This window comes from Pseudoxanthomonas japonensis, assembly GCF_010093445.1.
Taxonomy (GTDB): domain Bacteria; phylum Pseudomonadota; class Gammaproteobacteria; order Xanthomonadales; family Xanthomonadaceae; genus Pseudoxanthomonas_A; species Pseudoxanthomonas_A japonensis.
Window position 1 is genome coordinate 1 of record NZ_PDWW01000028.1, and the last position, 16,120, is coordinate 16,120.

18 protein-coding genes are annotated in these 16,120 nt (G+C 67.9%); 6 read left to right on the top strand and 12 right to left on the bottom strand.

Annotated features, from left to right (window positions below; all coding sequences use genetic code 11):
* Both CSC78_RS15930 and CSC78_RS15935 read left to right on the top strand, forming a co-directional pair.
* A partial coding sequence (locus CSC78_RS15930) for an SRPBCC family protein (protein WP_202924198.1) occupies positions 1-457 on the top strand: 457 nt, incomplete at its 5' end.
* A 29-nt stretch (positions 458-486) separates the two neighbouring features.
* Positions 487-1,047, top strand: a complete 561-nt coding sequence (locus CSC78_RS15935; protein ID WP_162338848.1) for an SRPBCC family protein — start codon at positions 487-489, stop codon at positions 1,045-1,047.
* 3 nt (positions 1,048-1,050) lie between these two features.
* Here the strand turns inward: CSC78_RS15935 and CSC78_RS15940 are convergent, their stop codons facing one another.
* Positions 1,051-1,413, bottom strand: coding sequence for a DUF6164 family protein (locus CSC78_RS15940; RefSeq protein WP_162338849.1), 363 nt, complete (start codon positions 1,411-1,413; stop codon positions 1,051-1,053).
* Between the two features lie 88 nt (positions 1,414-1,501).
* Between CSC78_RS15940 and CSC78_RS15945 the strand changes: the two genes are divergently transcribed.
* Positions 1,502-1,936, top strand: coding sequence for an FKBP-type peptidyl-prolyl cis-trans isomerase (locus tag CSC78_RS15945; protein WP_162338850.1), 435 nt, complete (start codon positions 1,502-1,504; stop codon positions 1,934-1,936).
* A gap of 140 nt (positions 1,937-2,076) precedes the next feature.
* On the opposite strand, the gene CSC78_RS15950 is transcribed toward CSC78_RS15945, so the two are convergent.
* Positions 2,077-3,675 (bottom strand): serine hydrolase, encoded by a 1,599-nt coding sequence (locus CSC78_RS15950; RefSeq protein WP_162338851.1) that lies wholly within the window; start codon positions 3,673-3,675, stop codon positions 2,077-2,079.
* A gap of 97 nt (positions 3,676-3,772) precedes the next feature.
* Here CSC78_RS15950 and CSC78_RS15955 point away from each other — a divergent pair, with 97 nt between their 5' ends.
* A complete protein-coding gene (locus CSC78_RS15955) occupies positions 3,773-5,035 on the top strand; it encodes a TIGR03862 family flavoprotein (protein WP_162338852.1) in 1,263 nt (420 codons plus the stop codon).
* A gap of 176 nt (positions 5,036-5,211) precedes the next feature.
* Here the strand turns inward: CSC78_RS15955 and CSC78_RS15960 are convergent, their stop codons facing one another.
* The 3 genes from CSC78_RS15960 to CSC78_RS15970 are packed head-to-tail and all read right to left on the bottom strand — an operon-like array spanning position 5,212 to position 6,473.
* The gene (locus CSC78_RS15960; protein WP_162338853.1) at positions 5,212-5,424 is read right to left on the bottom strand and encodes a hypothetical protein; all 213 of its coding nucleotides are present in this window, start codon (positions 5,422-5,424) and stop codon (positions 5,212-5,214) included.
* A 3-nt stretch (positions 5,425-5,427) separates the two neighbouring features.
* A complete protein-coding gene (locus CSC78_RS15965) occupies positions 5,428-5,772 on the bottom strand; it encodes a RidA family protein (protein ID WP_162338854.1) in 345 nt (114 codons plus the stop codon).
* 29 nt (positions 5,773-5,801) lie between these two features.
* A complete protein-coding gene (locus CSC78_RS15970) occupies positions 5,802-6,473 on the bottom strand; it encodes a DUF998 domain-containing protein (protein ID WP_162338855.1) in 672 nt (223 codons plus the stop codon).
* A 175-nt stretch (positions 6,474-6,648) separates the two neighbouring features.
* On the opposite strand from CSC78_RS15970, the gene CSC78_RS15975 reads away from it, so the two are divergent.
* Entirely contained in the window at positions 6,649-7,731 is a 1,083-nt protein-coding gene (locus tag CSC78_RS15975) for a diguanylate cyclase (RefSeq protein ID WP_162338856.1), read from the top strand.
* 9 nt (positions 7,732-7,740) lie between these two features.
* Here CSC78_RS15975 and CSC78_RS15980 read toward each other — a convergent pair whose 3' ends face one another.
* From CSC78_RS15980 to trxC, 5 genes are all read right to left on the bottom strand, one after another.
* On the bottom strand, positions 7,741-9,639 hold the full coding sequence (locus tag CSC78_RS15980; RefSeq protein WP_162338857.1) for a sensor domain-containing diguanylate cyclase: 1,899 nt from the start codon (positions 9,637-9,639) through the stop codon (positions 7,741-7,743).
* On the bottom strand, positions 9,584-9,874 hold the full coding sequence (locus tag CSC78_RS15985) for a hypothetical protein (RefSeq protein WP_162338858.1): 291 nt from the start codon (positions 9,872-9,874) through the stop codon (positions 9,584-9,586). The genes CSC78_RS15980 and CSC78_RS15985 overlap by 56 nt, the downstream gene beginning before the upstream one ends.
* 173 nt (positions 9,875-10,047) lie before the next feature.
* Positions 10,048-10,539 (bottom strand): GNAT family N-acetyltransferase, encoded by a 492-nt coding sequence (locus CSC78_RS15990; RefSeq protein WP_162338859.1) that lies wholly within the window; start codon positions 10,537-10,539, stop codon positions 10,048-10,050.
* Positions 10,536-11,321 (bottom strand): SAM-dependent methyltransferase, encoded by a 786-nt coding sequence (locus tag CSC78_RS15995; RefSeq protein WP_162338860.1) that lies wholly within the window; start codon positions 11,319-11,321, stop codon positions 10,536-10,538. The genes CSC78_RS15990 and CSC78_RS15995 overlap by 4 nt, the downstream gene beginning before the upstream one ends.
* Before the next feature lie 79 nt (positions 11,322-11,400).
* Entirely contained in the window at positions 11,401-11,841 is a 441-nt protein-coding gene (gene trxC, locus CSC78_RS16000) for a thioredoxin TrxC (RefSeq protein WP_162338861.1), read from the bottom strand.
* A gap of 88 nt (positions 11,842-11,929) precedes the next feature.
* On the opposite strand from trxC, the gene CSC78_RS16005 reads away from it, so the two are divergent.
* A complete protein-coding gene (locus CSC78_RS16005) occupies positions 11,930-13,000 on the top strand; it encodes a tetratricopeptide repeat protein (RefSeq protein WP_162338862.1) in 1,071 nt (356 codons plus the stop codon).
* Between the two features lie 6 nt (positions 13,001-13,006).
* On the opposite strand, the gene thpR is transcribed toward CSC78_RS16005, so the two are convergent.
* Together thpR and CSC78_RS16015 are read right to left on the bottom strand one after the other, a co-directional pair.
* Positions 13,007-13,597, bottom strand: coding sequence for an RNA 2',3'-cyclic phosphodiesterase (gene thpR / locus CSC78_RS16010; protein WP_162338863.1), 591 nt, complete (start codon positions 13,595-13,597; stop codon positions 13,007-13,009).
* 210 nt (positions 13,598-13,807) lie between these two features.
* The gene (locus tag CSC78_RS16015; protein ID WP_162338864.1) at positions 13,808-15,931 is read right to left on the bottom strand and encodes a M13 family metallopeptidase; all 2,124 of its coding nucleotides are present in this window, start codon (positions 15,929-15,931) and stop codon (positions 13,808-13,810) included.
* Positions 15,932-16,120: the final 189 nt, after the last annotated feature.

Genomic DNA, 16,120 nt, shown 5'->3' on the forward strand with positions numbered 1-16,120 from the left:
CACCATGACGCACCCCTCCCCGCCCGACACCGTCGATGTCACCGTGCAACGCGCCTTTGCCGTGCCGGCCGAACGCGTGTTCGACGCCTGGCTGACGCCACGGTTGCTCGGGCAATGGATGTTCGGTCCGGATGTACGTGAAGAAAAGCTGCTGCGCCTGGACGTGGACCCGCGCGTCGGCGGCCGCTTCTCGATGCTGGTCGAACGCGGCGGCGAGCGCATCGACCACGTCGGCGAGTACCTCGTCATCGACCGGCCGCACCGGCTGTCCTTCACCTGGACCATCGCCGGCGAAGCCGACCAGGACGGCAGCCGCGTCGATATCGCCATCACGCCCACGTCCACCGGCTGCGAGCTGCGCCTGGTCCACACCCTCCCGCGCGCGTGGGCCGATTACGCCGGCCGCACGCAACAAGGCTGGAGCACGATGCTCGACGCCTTGCACGCGGTGTTCTGAGCTTCCATCACCCTTCACAGGAGTCCGCCATGAACGACATCAACACCGCTTTCGGCACGCTGGTCGCCCCCGGCACGCTGCGCCTGCAACGCTCGCTGCCAGGCCCCATCGAGCGCGTCTGGCACTACCTGACCGACAGCGAAGCCCGGGGCAGCTGGCTGGCATCCGGTCCGATGGACCTGCGCGTCGGTGGCGACGTGCGGCTGGAATTCCACAACGACGATCTGTCCGACCATCGCGTGCCGACGCCGGAGCGCTATCGCACCGAGGACGGCTGCCACCATCAGTCCGGCCAGGTCACGGCCTGCGAGCCGCCCCGCCTGTTGGCGCACACATGGGGAGAAGCCGACGGCAGCGCGTCCGAGGTGCGCTTCGATCTGCAACCCGATGGCGATCGCGTCCTGCTGACCATTACCCATGCCCGCCTGCCCGACCGCGCCGCACTGCTCAGCGTGTCCGCCGGCTGGCACGCGCATGTCGGCGTCCTGCTCGACCACTTGGAAGGCCGCGCGCCGGGCAATTTCTGGGTCGCGCACGAAGCGCTGGAAACGGCCTACGCCGAACGGCTGCCGCGCGAAGCGGCGGCGTGACCGTCAGAGCAGCAGCCAGGGCAAGGCCAGCGTCAGCACGATGATCGCCACCATCGCCGCCAGCACGCCGATAACGTAGGCCGGCCTTGCCTGAAGCTGCCCCATGAACGTCTCGGCACGTCCCTCGCGCTCGTCCGCCGCCTGGCGCGCGCGGGCCTGGTCGCGCCGACTCGCCTGGTAGTCGGCCATCAGGGTCTTCGCGCGTGCCAGCTGGTCCGCGTCCTCGATCCACAGTCCGCCTGCGGAGATCCCCCACGGACTGGGCTGCGTTTCGTAGAAATCGATCGCGTTCGCGCGCAGCAGGTCGCGCACCTCGTCGGCTTCGTCGCCGGGCACGTTGCGCAGGTTGAGGAACAGTTTCGCCATGCCGGCAGTGTACCCGGTGCGTCTGCGCAGACTGTCGCGCAGGATCGGTTACCCTGCGCGCCTCTCGCCCCACCGGATGACATTGTCGATGCGTACCCTGCTGCTCGCTGTTTCGCTGACCCTGCTCGCCGCCTGCGCGCCTGCCGGCCCGCCCCCGGGTGGCAGCGTCGCCGAACTGGAGCGCATCGATACGCTCGCCGGCACCGGTGCCGTGGCGACCAGCGGGAGCGATGTCAGCGTGCACTACACCGGCTGGCTGTACGACGAGACCGCCCCGCAGCAGCGCGGCATGAAGTTCGACAGCTCGGTCGACCGCGGCACGCCCTTCACCTTCCTGCTCGGCGCCGGACAGGTGATCCGCGGCTGGGACGACGGCGTGGCCGGCATGAAGGTCGGCGGCAAGCGCACGCTGAAGATTCCCGCCGACCTCGGCTATGGCAGCAAGGGCGCCGGCGGTGTCATCCCGCCGGGCGCCTCGCTGGTGTTCGACGTCGAACTCGTCGACGTCAAGCCGCACGAGTAGATCGTGTTTCCTGTAGGAGCGACGTCAGTCGCGACCGCACGGCCTGATCACCGTGGACCAGACCCCTGCGAGATGTGCGAGGTTTACCGGCTCTTCTTTTTCGCGGTCGCGACTGACGTCGCTCCTACAGAGACGCCGCCCTACTCCACCGGCACCAGTCGCAGGTCGTGGAAATCGAAGCTGAAGTCGGTCAACGGTGAGATCGCTTCCATCCGTGCCTCGCGGACGCCGCCGTCCGGCTTCAGCGAGTAGGTCAGGAAGGCATCGGCGTTGAGCCAGCGCTCGCGCCAGCGCACCACGAAGGTGTCGTGCTGCCACGGCTGCAGGTCGCCGACCAGTTCCGGCGTGCGGCTGAAGCGAAGGACCAGACCGTTGCTCTCCTGCGTCACCACCACGTCGCCGTACCACGGGTCGCGCAACGTGCCCGCGTACTTCGCCAGCGGCAGCGATGGCTTCGCGCTCGGGTCGCGCGCGGCCAGCAGCTTCTGCCAGTGCTCGTCGGCGTTGTCCTTGGACTGCGCCACCTGTGCCCGGTAGGCGGCCAGCCAGTCCGTGCCGCTGTTGGCCAGGTACGCGTCCAGCACTTTCAACGTGATCGCATTGAAGGCCGCACCCACTTCCTGGTTGGTCAGCACCACGATGCCCAGCTTCTGCTCCGGCACCAGCGTCACGCGCGAGACCATGCCCGGCCAGCCGCCGGTGTGCCACACGAGCTTGCGGCCCTGGAAATCGGACACCATCCAGCCTTCGCCATAGCCGAGGAAGTTCGGCTTCGCCGCCTTCAGCGCCTCGATCTTCGGTTCGGCGATCGGGATGGGCGTGACCAGGGACCACATCGCCTTCTGCCGCGCGGGCGTGAACAGCGCCTGCTCGCGGCCTTTTGCATCGCGGTACGTGCCACCGGCGAGCTGCGCGTTCATCCACTTCGCCATGTCGGTGACGCTGGAATAGAGGCCGCCGGCGCCGGCGACGTTGCGCCAGGTCATCCGCGGCGCCGGCTGCAGCGTGGTGAAGTCGGCCTTGGCATGCCCGCTGGCGACGTTGTCGCCGGCCTTCAGCGCATCGCTGTTGTAGAGCGTATCGTGCATGCCCAGCGGCTGGAAGAAGCGCGCGCGCAGGAACTGGTCGTACGGCTGCCCGCTGGCCTGTTCGACGACCAGCTGCGCCACGCCGTACAGGATGTTGTCGTACGCATAGCGCTCGCGGAAGCCGCCGGTGAGCGGCACGTCGCGCAGGCGCTCGGCGACCTCGCGGTTGCTGTAGGTGGTGGTAGGCCAGAACAGCAGGTCGCCCGCGCCCAGGCCCAGCCCGCTGCGGTGGACCAGCAGGTCGCGGATGCGCATCTCACGGGTGACGTAGGGGTCGGCCATGCGGAACCACGGCAGGTGGTCGATCACGCGGTCTTCCAACGTCAGCTTGCCCTCGTCGGCCAGCATCGACAGCGAGGCGGCGGTGAACGCCTTGGTGTTGGAGGCGATGGCGAACATCGTGTGCGCATCGACCCGCGCCGCCTTGCCCATCTCGCGCTCGCCCCAGCCCTTGGCCAGCACCACCTCGCCGTCCTTGACCACGGCGACGGCGATACCCGGCACGTCGAAGGCCTCGCGGACCGAGTCGACATAGGCGTCGATGTCCTGCAGCGCGGGCGGCGGTGCGGCTTCTTTCGCCACCGCGCCGGAGGCGAACAGGCAGAGCAGCCAGAAGGCGCGGCTGGTGGTCGCCGGCAGGTTCGAACGCATCGTGTGTCCCGTGTCTGGAGGTCCGTGCGACGATACCGCATGGCGTATGCGCCCTGCGCCTCCCGGAAGCGACGGACGGTCACGGCATACTATGCGGATGCCTGCGCAACGCCCCGAAGACTCCGCCTCCCCGCCCACCATCGCCGTCATCGGCGGCGGCCCGGCCGGACTGATGGCGGCCGAAACCCTGCGCGCCGCCGGCCTGCAGGTCGATCTGTACGACGCCAAGGGGTCGGTGGGACGCAAGTTCCTGATCGCCGGCAAGGGTGGCATGAACCTGACCCACTCCGACCCCATCGATGTCTTCGTCACGCGCTACCACGGACGCTGCGACGAGGTCGCCGCGTGGCTGCGCGACTTCGATGCCGATGCCCTGCGCGCCTGGGCGCGCGGGCTCGGCGTGGAGACCTTCGTCGGCACCTCGGGCCGTGTGTTCCCATCCGACCTGAAGGCGGCACCGTTGCTGCGCGGCTGGGTGCGGCGCCTGCGCGAACAGGGCGTTCGCTTCCACGTGCAGCATCGCTGGCTCGGCTGGAACGATGGAGATGCGCTGCGCTTCGCGACGCCCGACGGCGATATCGACGTGCAGGCCGATGCCACCGTGCTGGCGATGGGCGGGGGCAGCTGGCCCGAACTCGGTTCGGATGGCGCCTGGGTAGACGCACTGAAAGCAAAGGACATTGACGTCGCACCGCTGCTTCCATCGAACTGCGGCTTCGACATCGGCTGGAGCGAGCATCTGGCCACGCGCTTCGCCGGCGAGCCGCTCAAGCCGGTGGTCGCACACTGGCAGGATACCGACGGCACCGCGCAGCAGCGCCAGGGCGAATGCGTACTCACCGCCACCGGCATCGAGGGCAGCCTGGTCTACGCGTTGTCGCCGATGCTGCGCGACGCCATCGCGCGCGACGGTCACGCCACGCTGGTGCTGGACCTGCTGCCGGGTCGCGAGGAAGCCGACCTCGCCCGCCGCCTCGCCAAACCGCGCGGCTCGCGCAGCCTCAGCGAACACCTGCGGCGCGAAGCCGGCGTCACCGGCGTGCGTGCCGCGCTGCTGTACGAAGTCCTGGACAAGGCGGCGCTCGCCGATTCCGCGTGCATCGCGCGGACGTTGAAGCATTTCCCGTTCCGGCTGCAGCGCACGCGCCCGATCGCCGAGGCGATCAGCAGTGCCGGCGGGATTCGGATGGAGGCGCTGGATCCGCAGCTGATGCTGCGCGCCCGGCCCGGCGTGTTCGCTGCCGGCGAGATGCTCGACTGGGAGGCGCCCACCGGCGGCTACCTGCTGACGGCCTGCTTCGCCAGCGGCCATCACGCCGCGCACGGCGTGATCGACTGGCTGGCGCAACGCAGCACCTGAGTGGTCGTCCGCAGGGGCTGCGGCGCGCACCCCGGGAAGTGCGTGCCGCAGCGGCTGCGGAACGTGGGCGGCACGATACGCGAGGACTTGTTGACGTCCGGTTAGCGTTTCAGAGCAGTTTTATTACAGACATTTACGGCCGGATGTGCATGCTAGTCCTCACGCGGCATGCACCCTCATTCTGCTTCGTCACCCGCCGGTTTTTCCGCGGCACCTTCGCGTCGCGCCTTCGCCGCCACGTACATGTTGTCGACAAGGTTGGGATAGCGTCGGCCTGCCGCGGCCGCACGGGCGCGCGCTTCTTCCACCTGCGCGGGCGTCAGTTTCATCGCACCGCCTCGCCGCTTCGGCGCCAGGCGTTGCCAGGGACTGGGCTTGCGCGTCGCCATGACTCAGACCGCGGCCGTCACCACGATCTCGATCAGCCATGCCGGTCGTGCGAGGTTCGCCTGCACGGTGGCGCGCGGCGGTGCATTGCCTTCCGGGACCCACGCGTCCCATACGCGGTTCATCGCCTCGAAGTCCTGCAGGTCCTTGATGAAGATTTCGGCACGCAGGATCTTCGACTTGTCGGTGCCGGCGCGCGCCAGCAGCGCATCGATCTCGCCCAGCACCTGCTGGGTCTGGCCGGCGATGCCCTGCGTGGCGTCCTCGGCGATCTGGCCGGCCAGGTACACCACGCCATTGTGGATGGCCATCTCGGACAGACGCGGGCCTACGTCGAAGCGCTGGATCATGGGGTTTCCTCCGTTGTGGGACGGGCAGCTTAGCGCCGCGCGGCGACCGTCGCACCGGACCCGGCCCGCCACAGCCACCACCCGCCGAGCCACATGGCGATGACGATCAACGCGATCAGCAGCTTCTGCACCCAGCCCTGGCCTGCGGGCGGCCACAGGGCGTGCAGCCACAGCAACGCATAGCAGGCCACCGACCACGTCGCAGCCAGCGGGAAGTACCGACGCCACGTATCGTCCAGACGGAACCGCCACGCCTGCAGGACCATGCCGGTGGTGACGCAGAGGAATGCGGTGATCGCGCACGTATGGTGGAACCAGTGGTGGAAGTACGGCGCCGCCTGCGGCAACCAGGAATCGCCGATCGCCACGCCCGCCAACGCCACCGCGCCGATGCAGAACAGCAGCAGCGGCGCGGCGCTGCGTGCCCTCGCCGACAGTTGCGCGTGCAGGCCGACCGCCAGCACCACGATGGTCGCGGCGAGCACGCAGTAGGTGGTGCGCAGCAGCAGCCCCCATGGACCGAGCAGGTACTGGCTCAGCGTGGCCCGCTGCCAGTCCAGGTCAGCGCGTACCAGTTGCAGCGATCCCGCCACGAGCAGGAACCCCACGGCACCGGTCATCGCCGCCAGCCCGGCTGGCTCGGCCAGCCGGGTTGGCACAGGACGGGACGGGGCGTCGACGGAGGATCGTGGAGCGGACATCGGGAAACCGCGAAGGGAGGACGCCGGATTATCGTCCACGCGCTCAAGAATCCGGCTCTTCGGCCGTTCTCCTGGCATGGCTCCGCAGCGTGCCCGCTGTCACGCTTTGACCTACACTCCGCCTTCCCCCGGCGCTCCGGGGGTGGCCGCCACGAGCGAGGGGACTCCAGCGCCAATGCCGTTCAACGCACCGCCCGGGACCGATCCGGAACGCCATACCGAACGCCTGCCGCGCCGGATCTACCGGCTGCGCATGCTTGGCATGGGCTTGGGGGCGTTGCCGATCGGCATGGTGCTGCTGGAGAACCAGGCCGGCGCGGGCCATTGGGTGTTCCTGCTCTTCACCACGGTGGTGTGGCCGCAGCTCGCGCTGTGGCTGGCGCTGCGCCATCCGGTGCCATTCCGCGGCGAGATCCGCAACCTGCTGGTGGATTCGATCCTGGCCGGCATGTGGGTGCCACTGATGGCCTTCAACCTGCTGCCCAGCGTACTGCTGGTGACGCTGGCCACGGTCGACAAGATCAGCACCGGCATCGACCGGCTCTGGTACTGGTCGCTGCCCCTGATGGCGGCCGGCGCGGTGGCGGCCGGCATGGCGAGCGGGTTCGAGGTGCAGGCCGTCACCAGCATGCCGGTGATGGTCGCGTGCCTGCCGATGCTGCTGATCCACACGATCGCCGTCAGCCAGGCCAGCTACCGTCTGGTGCGCAAGGTGAAGCGGCAGAACCGGCAGCTGGACGAACTGAGCCGGCGCGACACGCTGACCGCGCTGGACAGCCGGCGGTACTGGCAGGAGCAGGCGGCGCTGCTGCTCGACCAGTGCGCCGACACCGGCGAGCCGGCCACGCTGCTGATGATCGACATCGATCATTTCAAGGCGATCAACGACCGCCATGGCCATGCGGCCGGCGACGACGTGCTGCGGGCGACGGCGGAGGTGATCCGCCAGAGCATCCGTGGCCACGACGCGGCGGGCCGGCTGGGCGGCGACGAGTTCGCGGTGCTGTTGCGCGGCACCGATGTGGACGCGGCCGGCATCGTGGCCCAGCGCATCCGTGAGGGCGTGCAGGCGTTGCAGGTGGACAGTGCACCTGGGCTTCGCCCTACCGTCAGCCTGGGCCTGGCGAAGACGACGGGGGCCGCCGGTTTGCGGGCCTGGCTGGAAGCGGCCGACCGGGCGCTCTACCAGGCCAAGAGCCGCGGACGCAACCAGCTGGCGATCGACGACGGCCTGCAGGCGATCGTCGACACGCCCTGATCCGGACCCTCAGGCGCCGAGGTGCTCGGCGCGGTCGCGGTGCGGCATCTCCAGCACGTTGCTGGTCGCGCGGGCGCTCTCCTGCTCGGCGTCGTAGATGCAGACGCGGTTGCGGCCGGCGTGCTTGGCGCGATACAGCTGCTTGTCCGCCTGCGAGAGCAGCTTGGCCAGGCTGTAGCCGGACTGCTGGGTGGAGGTCACCCCGAAGCTGCCGGTGATGGCGAAGACGTGGCCGGTCTCGCGGGTCTCGATCTGGGCCAGGCGCACGCGGCAGTCTTCGGCCACGCGGGAGGCGGCGCGCAGGTCGCAGCCGTACATGAGGATGGCGAACTCTTCGCCGCCGAGGCGGCCCAGCACGTCGATGCGCCGGCAGAAGCCCTTGCTGGCCTCGGCCACTTCCTTCAACGCCCAGTCGCCGGTGCCGTGGCCGAAGCGGTCGTTGATGTTCTTGAAGTGGTCCAGGTCGAACATGATCAGCGCGGCCTGTTCGCCATTGCGGGCGCACTCGGCCAACGCACGCTCGGCGCGGATGGTGAAGTGGTGGCGGTTGCAGATGCCGGTCAGCGCATCGGTCTCGGCCATCTTCTTCAGCGACAGCTGCACGCGCTTGATCTTGAATGCCCAGTAGCCGATGGAGGCGATCAGCAGTATCAGCAGGATGACAATCAGGCGCGTGTTCTGTGCGGCCTGCTGGTCGACCTTCTGCTGCAGCTGGAGAACCTGGTTCTTCTGGTCCAGGGCGCTGATCTGCTGGGTCTTCTGCAGCGTCTCCTGACGAACGATCTGGTAGGCGAGCTCGCGCGCATTCACTTCATTGAGGTACGCCCGATCGGCTTCCGCGTACTTGCGGTACTGGACCAGCGCCTGGACTTTGTCGCTTCGGCGCTCCGCGATCTCATACAGCGTCCGGTAGGCCGAGACAAGCGGCGATGAGAACGCAATGTTGGCGCTCAATGCCGTAGCGCGATTGGCATGATCTTCCGCCGCTCGTATGTCCTGTTCCTCGAGCAGGTACTGAGCCAGCAATGCATGCGTTTCTCCGACCAGGCGGGGGTAACGCGTACCCTCGATCTCGGCAAGATGCGCCTGCAGCAGGGAGATCGCCTTGCGACGTTGACCCTGCGACGCCCACTTCTGCGCCAGTACCTGGCGCGCGAGATTGGCCAGCACGACCTCCTTGTTCGCCTGGCAACCGTCGATTACGGCTTTGAGAGCTTGGTCATCGTTGGACAGTTCGCCAAGGAAGAACTGCGCCTCCGCCTTCTGGAAACCCGCGAAGCACAGTTCGCGCGGCACCTTGCTCGTCTCCAGCACCTGATCTGCGAACCGTACGCCATGCTCGTACTGGCCAATCTGGTTGTAAAGCACCGCCGCCGCCACTGCCACGTGGATTTTCAACGACTCGTCGGTCGCCTGAGGCAGCAGCGTTAACGTCTCCTCGAGCTGGCGCAAGCCCTCGACGAATTGACGCGTGCCCGCGTAATTGTTGACGATCAGCGCGCCTGCGCGGATCTGGATGTCGGGACTGTACTCGGGCTTGAGCAGCGCCTGGGCGGCCTTGATGGCATCGTTGAACCGGCCCGAGAACGCCAGCGCGTATGCGTTCAGGTACTCGATCTGGGCCTTCTGACCCTTGTCAGCCTTGGTGGCACGCCCGTTGATTTCGCGCAGAAGTTGCCGAAACGCAACCGGGTCGCCGCTGCGGATCGCTTCCGCCTCGACCAGCAATTGCTCCAAGGTCGGTTCCGGGGCAGCAGCGGCAGGCAATCCCCACGCCAAGAGGGCCGCGAGCACAAGCCCACGACCCGCATTCCGCCAGCGGGATCCGTTCCGTTGGACGAGTCTGCCCTGGTTACTGGGCAGGCTTGTCTTCCAGCGGTTCCTCTCGTCCATCCTGATCCCCTTCATGCTCTTCTCCTTCCTTGAGAGGCTGCTCGTCCGGCGCAAAGATCGCGCACACCATGCGGGCCCGCCCACCCAGAACATCGGTCAACGACGCGCTGTCGCGTGACAGTAGCAATTGCTGCTGGTCGACACCGATCTCATGCTCAACGGCAAACGACGCGATCAGACGCGACACTGCCTGCTGGTCCATTACCGCACTCGCACCCAACCGTTCCAGCACCTGGACTACATTCGACACTGCATTCTCCCCTGATTACGGACTGGATCTACTTCGCCGACCCGGCTTGCCGACAGCCGGTCATCAACCCCCTGATGGTTCACGGCATCTCGGCCCCACCGCGCTCCAATGGAACGACGATACCCGCTTTTCAGGCCGTCATCCACCGGCCCAACGTGTGCAGAAAGCGGGCCTCACGCCTCGCGGACGCGGTACCAGCCCTGCCAGCCTGCCTCGGCAAGCGACTCCGGATGGAAGCCCAGGGCCTTCATGACCCTGGCTCCAGCCTCGTTGGCATCCACGTGCCGCGCCGCGACCTTCGCCACACCGAGTACATCAAAGGCATGGCGGGTCACGCTGGGTACGACTTCCTGCGCCGCTCCACAGCTGCGCCATGCCGGCAACAGCATCATGCCAAGTTCCGCTCGCGCACGATCCCCTGTCAGGGCAATGACGCCGATTGGTTCCCCCGCATGGGTAGCCACGATCCACAGGCGGTAGCGGAATCGTGGCTCTGTGCACGCGGACAGCACTTTGTCGAAATTCGCTGATGCCTGCCCCCATGACCACGGTGGAGCAACATGCTTCATGGTCTCGGCATCGGTGTAGAGGCGGCCATAAAGGTCCGCGTCCTCCCGCGTGGGCGACCGGAGAAGGAATCGCGCGCTGGCGTCAGGTACGGTCATTGCGCCGCGTCGAGGCGAGCCAACCGATCCAGCAACGGGCGGTTGAGCACCATCGGCTTGGCAGGCGGGATGACCAGTGTCGTTTCCAGTCGAAGATTCGCGGCCGGCAACGCCGACAGCGTCATGCGCTCCGCACGGTGCGTATGGATGGGAAGCGTGGCGGCTTCGTAGGCGATGACTTCATGGGTCATCGGATAATCCTCGGTAAGCACATCGAGTAGAACACGACGGAATGCCGCCCCGGTAGCAAAGCGTGCGAGGGTGAAGTCACCAGCAATGCCTATCTGCCACAGCACGAGATAGGCCGACGGATCGATACGCCGCTTATAGAACATGAACTGGCTTGCCTCGTAATGCTGGCAGCCATGCGTGCCCGGATCGATGCCCAAGTCCGCGTAAAGGCAGTCCTCCGCGGACACGGCCGCCTCCATGATCGCGTCAAACCCTTCCTTGCGTGCGAGTTCGACCGCGCGATGCGGCACCACCGCGAACACGCCGGGATGTCCATAGAAAGCACCGCAGACGCGGCGCCCGGCACGCACTTCCGCCAGCATCGCTTCCACCATCTCGCGATAGCTCTCGGATCGCGGCTTTCCCTCAATGTAGAAGGGCTGCAGACTGCGGACGTCTGCACTCATGCCCTGCACCCAAAGTTCGACCAGCGGGTCAGATACCGCCGCGAAGACGACATCCGCGCCCTCGATGTGCTGTCTCGCCCTCGGCCCCAGATGCGAACCCAACGTCATACCCAGCCCGACACACGCGAGACTGCCCTTCCCCATTACCCATTCCCCTGAAAACAACCATCCCAATCACGATCTCTTACCTGCCCCGCCAGGCGAAATGCAAGCCTGCCGACTACTAGAGGTCTCGTCCCCTCGCCCATCGCACGATCCCCTCCGCCTGCATCGCCCCGCTCTGCCGCGCGATCTCGCGACCGCCCTGCAGCAGCACCATCGTCGGGATGCTGCGGATGCCGAAGCGGTTGCCCAGCCCCGGACTGGCGTCCGTGTCCACCTTCGCCAGGCGCATCGCGGGTTCCAGCACGCCCGCCGCGCGCTCGAAGTGTGGCGCCATCTGCAGGCACGGGCCGCACCACGGCGCCCAGAAATCGACCAGCAGCGGCAACGTGCTGCGCAGCGCATGACGATCGAAGTCCGCCTCGCCCAGCGCCAGCGGCACGCCCGTGAACAACGCGTCGTGGCAGCGCCCGCACTGCGGGGCCTCGGCCAACCGCTCCACCGGCACGCGGTTCATCGCGGCGCAGTGGGGGCAGGCGATCAGGTGAGCATCGAGGTCCATGCGCACATCCTAACGCCCGCAATGTGCCAATGCTGCATCGCCACAGCGCATAGACTGCCGCCATCGTCTTCGTCGGGAGGGCCGCCCCATGATCGCCACCCTGCTGGCCGCCACGCTGGCCATGGCCGGACTGGCGCCCGTCGCGCCCGCCGCCCAGCCGCCTACACCGGCGGAGATCATGTCCCTGCCCGACCCGCTGCGGCAGCAGTTCCACGCCAGGGTGCTGTCGATGCCGCGCGGTTCCGAACAACGCCTGCGGCGGATGGTCGAGTTCCTCTTCTCGCCCGACGACCTGGGCATGAGTTACGACATCGATGCCAACCACACGATTGCCGAGGCCTACGCCACCCGCAAGGCGAACTGCCTCAGTTTCACCCTGCTGGCCATCGCGCTGGCGCGTGAGGCCGGCCTGCAGGCCTACGGCCAGCAGATCGACGAGACCCTCGCCTGGCGGCAGGAACAGGACACGCTCTACCGCACCCACCACGTCAATGCCGGCGTGCTTATCCAGCACCGTCAGCTGACCGTCGACGTCGCCTGGGACCAGGTGATCGCGCGCAAGCCACCGCGCCGGATCAGCGATACGCGCCTGCTGGTCCACTACTACAACAACCGCGCCGCCGACCTGCTGGAGGCCGGCCGGCTGGACGACGCCCTGCGCTACGCCAGCGTGGCCAAGACCCTGGACCCCGCTTATGCCGTGACGTGGAGCAACACCGGTGTCGTGCACCTGCGCCATGGCGATCCGGTGAAGGCCGAACAGCATTACCTGCACGCGCTGCAGCTGAATCCGCAGGACCCCGGCGCCCTGTCCAACCTGGCCGCGCATTACCAACGCACCGGCAATACCGCCGCCGCGGCGCGCCTGCAGGCCCGGCTGCAGCGCGTGCAGGCCATGGATCCGTTCCACCATTTCCTGCTGGGCGTCCGCCACGAGCGCGAAGGCGATTTCGAACAGGCCGTCCGCGACTACCGGCAGGCGATCAAGCTGTTCCCCGACGAACACCGCTTCCATTTCGGCCTGGCGCGTGTGTACTTCCAGATGGGCGACAACCGCCGCGCCGGCAAGGCGCTGGTACGCGCCGAACATCTCAGCGAAGGCGACCACCGCCAGCTCTATCACGCCAAGCTGGATGCGCTGCGCCGACTCCGGCACTGAGCCGCATCACCCCAACGGCCACTCGCCCAGCACGTCGTAGTCTGCCTCGCCCTCGATGCTCTGCAGCAGGTGCACGCCCTGCGGGTGCAGCACCACCGGCGGCACGTCCACCGGCGTCGTGCGCGGCGGCACGTAGGCCAGGGTCAGGTGCGGGACGAAGCTGCGCCCGACGTGCTGCTTGAAGCCGGCCCGCAGCAGGCGCTGCTGCAGGCCGCGCCAGAAGGCGACCACGGCCGGCGACGGATGCAGCGCTGCCAGTGTCAATGCCGGGTTCTTCGGGTTGCCCAGGCACAGCAGGTGATCGAGGGTGATGCCGACCGGTTCCGGCTGCCAGTCCTGCATGGCGTCACGCGCGGTGCGAATCATGTCCTCGCGCGGGCCATCGCTTTCGCCGAGGAAATGCAGGGTCAGGTGGTAGCGCTCCGGGCGCACCCAGCGCGCCTGCGGAAACGCAGCCTTGAGGTCTTCGGCACGGTGCCGAAGGCCTTCGCGCTCGCCCGCCGAGGGCACCAGCGCGAAGAACAGCCGGTGCAGCCGGCCCGGCTGCGGGCTGCCGAACAGGTCGCCTTGCGAGGAGGACGCGGGGGTGGCGGGCATGAGACGAAACGCAGGAAAAACGACGATGCCCTGCATCATCGGCGCGCGCGCCCGGCGATGCAAGCCGAGCGAGGGCGCGGCGTAGCGTGCGCCATGCGCACGATCGCATTCAATCCTCCCGATGCACGAATGCGGCAGGCATCGCGCGTGTCGTGCGCATGGCGCACGCTACGACGTGGACGCCGCCTCGAGGGCGGCGTCCTGATGCGGCTACCAGATCCGCACGCGGTCCTGCGGCGCGATGTACAGCGGATCGCCCTGCTTGATGCCGAACGCGTCGTACCACGCATCGATGTTGCGCAGCGGCGCAAACGCGCGGATGTGGCCCGGCGAATGGGTGCCGTTGACGAGTTGCTGGCGCAGCGCGTCGTCGCGCCACAGCGTGCGCCAGATCTGGCCCCAGCCCATGAAGAAGCGCTGGTCGCCGGTGAAGCCGTCGATCACCGGCGCGGGCTTGCCGCCCAGCGAGCGGTGGTAGGCCTCCAGCGCGATGGTCAGGCCGCCCAGGTCGCCGATGTTCTCGCCCATCGCCACGCGACCGTTGATGTGCATGCCGGGCAGCGGCGCGAACGTGTAGGCCTCGTACTGCGCGCCGAGCTTGGCGGCCTGCACTTCGAACTTGGCCGCGTCGTCGGCCGTCCACCAGTCGCGCAGCACGCCCTTGCCGTCGGACTTGCGGCCCTGGTCGTCGAAACCATGGATGATCTCGTGGCCGATCACGCCGCCGATGCCGCCGTAGTTCACCGCCGGATCGGCATCCGGATCGAAGAACGGCGGCTGCAGGATGGCGGCCGGGAACACGATCTCGTTCTTCACCGAGTTGTAATAGGCGTTCACCGTCTGCGGGGTCATGCCCCACTCGCCCTTGTCGACCGGCTGGCCGATGCGCGCGCGGCGGTAATCCCACTCGAACTGCCCTGCGCGCTGCGCGTTGCCGAACAGGTCGCCGTTCTTCACCACCAGCGCGCTGTAGTCGCGGTACGTGTCGGGATGGCCGATCTTCAGGCCGAAGCCGGCGAGCTTGGCGTGCGCCTCGGCCTTGGTGGCTGGGCTCATCCACGCCAGCGTATCCAGGCGTGCGCCCATCGCCGCCTTCACGTTGGCGACCAGCGCATCCATCTTGGCCTTCGATTCCGGCGGGAAGTACAGCGCCACGTAGTCGCGGCCGATCGCCTCGCCCATCGCCGATTCGGCGAACGAGACGCCGCGCTTCCAACGCTCACGCTGCTGCGGCTGGCCGGAGAGGAACTTGTCGCGGAATTCGTACTGCGCCACCGAGAAGTCCTTCGACAGCAGCGGCGCGGCATTGTCGGCGGCGTGGAAGGCCTGCCACGCCTGCAGCGTGGCGACATCGGTATCGGCGAAGATCGCGGCGATCTTCGGGATGGCGCTGTCCTGGCGGATCACCGCGCGACCGGCGCCCTCGACGCCGGCGGCCTTGAAGAAATCCGCCCAAGGAAAGCCCGGCGACGTCGTGGCGAAGGCGGCCATGTCCAGCGGGTTGTAGGTCTTGTCGCGGTTGCGGCTCTCGGCGCGCGTCCAGTGCGCGTCGGCGATGCGGGTCTCCAGCGCGAGGATCGCCTTTGCGTTCTCCTGCGGCTTCGCCCAGCCGGCGAGCTGCAGCATCTGCGCGATATAGGCTTCGTAACGCTCGCGCTGCGGCTTGAAATTGTCGCGCAGGTACATCTCGCGATCGCCCAGGCCCAGGCCACCCTGGCTCAGGTAGAGCGTGTAGCGGTCGGGGTCCTTCTGGTCATCGCTGACGCCCAGGTTGAAGAAGCTGTCGTAGAAGCTGCCGCGCTGGCCCATCAGCCCGGCCAGCGCCTCCTTGTCCTTCGCCGCGCGGATGCCCGCCAGCACCGGCTGCAGGGGTTTCGCACCGAGCGCGTCGACGGTTTTCTCGTCCATGAAGCCCCGGTACAGCGCCGCGATCTTGGCGGAGTCGCCGCCGGTCGCGGGGTCGCCCAGCGCATACCCTTCGACCAGCACGCGCAGGCGCGCTTCGGAGAGGTCACGCAGGATGGCGAAGCCACCATAACTGGATCGGTCGGCCGGGATCTGCGTGGTGTCGGCCCAGGTGCCGCTGACGTAGCGGAAGAAGTCGGTGCCCGGCTTGGCACTGCGGTCCATGCCGGCGGTGTCGAGGCCCCACGTGCCGAACTGCTTGGCGGCGATCGTCGAACCGGAGGCGGCGCCTGCGGCTTCGGGCTCGGCGAACAGCGACTGCAGCGTGCAGCCGTCATCCAGGCAAGCGTGGTCTTCGTGGGCGGCCAGCGGGGCGGCGGCGGCGAGGGCCAGCAGGGTGGCGGCGGACAGCAGGGTCTTCTTCAACATCGTTCTCCGGAAGCAGGACGGACGCGCATCGCGCGCGCGGACCCGGGAGGATATCGGCCAGGTACGGCGGCCGACCGTGCCAAAGGTGCCGGGACGCGGGACCAGCGCGGTTCCCCCGCACTCAAGAAGTGTGACGCGGGGCCGATACCGGTTCCTGAAGAGCCCGCCCCACGGGCCGCGACCGACCCC